The sequence below is a fragment of the Aeromicrobium sp. PFPM2_SD2 genome (assembly GCF_057364525.1).
Genome location: NZ_JBNFNZ010000429.1, coordinates 1 through 2,056, shown reverse-complemented (window position 1 = coordinate 2,056; position 2,056 = coordinate 1). Strand labels below are relative to the sequence as shown.

General features: G+C 71.4%; 2 protein-coding genes. Both read left to right on the top strand.

Annotation, left to right across the window (positions count from 1 at the left end; all coding sequences use genetic code 11):
* The first annotated feature begins 77 nt into the window (after positions 1-77).
* Complete coding sequence (gene fdhD / locus AC2W7G_RS14650) at positions 78-905, top strand: formate dehydrogenase accessory sulfurtransferase FdhD (RefSeq protein WP_485869086.1); 828 nt, start codon at positions 78-80, stop codon at positions 903-905.
* Between the two features lie 187 nt (positions 906-1,092).
* Complete coding sequence (locus tag AC2W7G_RS14645) at positions 1,093-1,935, top strand: Bax inhibitor-1/YccA family protein (RefSeq protein ID WP_485869085.1); 843 nt, start codon at positions 1,093-1,095, stop codon at positions 1,933-1,935.
* Positions 1,936-2,056: the final 121 nt, after the last annotated feature.

Sequence of the window (2,056 nt, the reverse complement as noted above, 5' to 3'; positions counted from 1 at the left end):
GGCGGGGCCGACGCCGACGTGGCGGACGCCGTCGCCCGGGCGCAGGCCCTCATCGACCGCGTGGCCGGAGGAGTGACGTGGCCGGCCGGGTGACGCGCCGCGTCCGCGTCGAGCGCCATCGCCCCGACGGGACGGTGAGCCGGCGCGAGGACGTCCTGGCCGCCGAGGAGCCGCTCGAGGTCCGGCTCGGCGGACGCTCCTACACGGTGACCATGCGCACCCCCGGCGACGACTTCGACCTGGTGGCCGGCTTCCTCGTCTCCGAGGGCGTCATCTCCTCGCCCGCGCACCTGGCCGCCCAGCGCTACTGCGCCGGCACCGACGAGGACGGCCTGCAGACCTACAACGTCATCGACGTGCAGCTCGCGCCCGGCGTCGCGCTGCCGGACACGTCGATGGAGCGGCACGTCTACACGTCCAGCGCGTGCGGCATCTGCGGCACCGCCTCGATCGACGCCGTCCACAAGGCCGCGCACTTCGGCCGGGTGGACGACCCCACCGTCTTCGACGCGGGCCTGGTCGGACGCCTGCCGGACCTGCTGCGCGAGCAGCAGAAGGTGTTCGAGCGCACCGGCGGCGTGCACGCGGCCGGGCTCTTCGACGCGTCCGGCGAGCTGCTGTGCCTGCGCGAGGACGTCGGCCGCCACAACGCGGTCGACAAGGTGGTCGGCTGGGCCCTCGGCCAGGGCCGGCTCCCGCTCGGCGGCACCGTGCTGCAGGTCTCCGGTCGCGCCTCGTTCGAGCTCGTCCAGAAGGCGCACATGGCCGGCATCGCGATGCTGTCGGCCGTCTCGGCGCCCTCGTCGCTGGCCGTCGAGCTGGCCGAGTCGTCCGGCGTCACCCTCGTCGGTTTCAACCGCGACGGCGGCTTCAACGTGTACGCCCACCCGCACCGCATCGGCTGAACGTCCCGCTCGACGGGGCCGTCGGGGCGGGCGTTCGTCCCTACCGCCGGGGCGTGTCGCGAGCAGAACGTCACGCTGAGCGCAGCCCCGCCTGAGGTTGCCTGATCCAACCGCTGAATCGGGCACAAAGACGCGGGGTCGCGCGTTCTATAGGGTGGACGCACGTCCCGCCCTATCCGGAGGAACCATGCAGAGCAGCAACCCCGTCTTCTCGCGCAGCGAGGAGTTCAACGGTCGCGGCCAGTTGCGCACCGACCCGTCGCAGTGGCAGATCGACCTGAACGGCGAGCCGACCACGTACGGCACGCAGCCCGTCACCGACCAGCGCCGCATGACCGTCGACACGGTGGTGGAGAAGACCGCGATCACCCTCGGTCTCGTTGCCCTGTCGGCCGCGGTCACCTGGTTCCTCATCGGCGACATCGCCGCCTCCGACGAGAACCTGGCCAAGGCCTGGACCTTCGCCATGGGCGGCGCCATCGTCGGCTTCGTCCTGTCGCTGGTGAACTCGTTCAAGAAGCGGATCAGCCCCGCGCTCGTGCTGGCCTACGCGGTCGCCGAGGGCGCCTTCGTCGGCGCCTTCTCCAAGGTCATCTCCGGCTACGTGGGCGACCAGACGATCGTCTTCCAGGCCGTCCTGGCCACGATCGTCGCCTTCGCCGCCACGCTGGGCGCCTACAAGTTCTTCGACATCCAGGTCACCGCGAAGTTCCGCAAGGTCGTCACGATCTCGCTGTTCGCCTTCGTCGGCGTCATGCTCGTCAACTGGATCCTGAGCCTGACCGGCGTGCTGGAGTCCGGTGGCCTGCGCAGCTTCGACAACCCCGGGCTGTCGCTCCTGGTGTCGGGCATCGCGGTCGTCCTGGCGGTGTTCATGCTGATCCTGGACTTCGACTACGTCGAGCAGGGCGTCCGCGCCGGGCTCCCGGAGCGCGAGTCGTGGCGCGCCGCCTTCGGCCTGACCGTCACCCTCGTGTGGCTGTACCTGGAGCTGCTGCGCATCCTCGCCATCCTGCGCGGCGACGACTGACGCACCACCCCGTCACGACGGGCCGGTTTCCCCTCGGGGAGCCGGCCCGTCGTCGTCCGTGGGGTCCTGCTGCTCGAGCCGAGCCGCTGGCTCGACCGCTCAGCGGCGCGGCGCCGGACGG

Excerpts from the sequence above, each read along its gene's own strand:
- AC2W7G_RS14645 (WP_485869085.1), top strand. The coding sequence starts at position 1,093 with ATGCAGAGCAGCAACCCCGTCTTCTCGCGCAGCGAGGAGTTCAACGGT.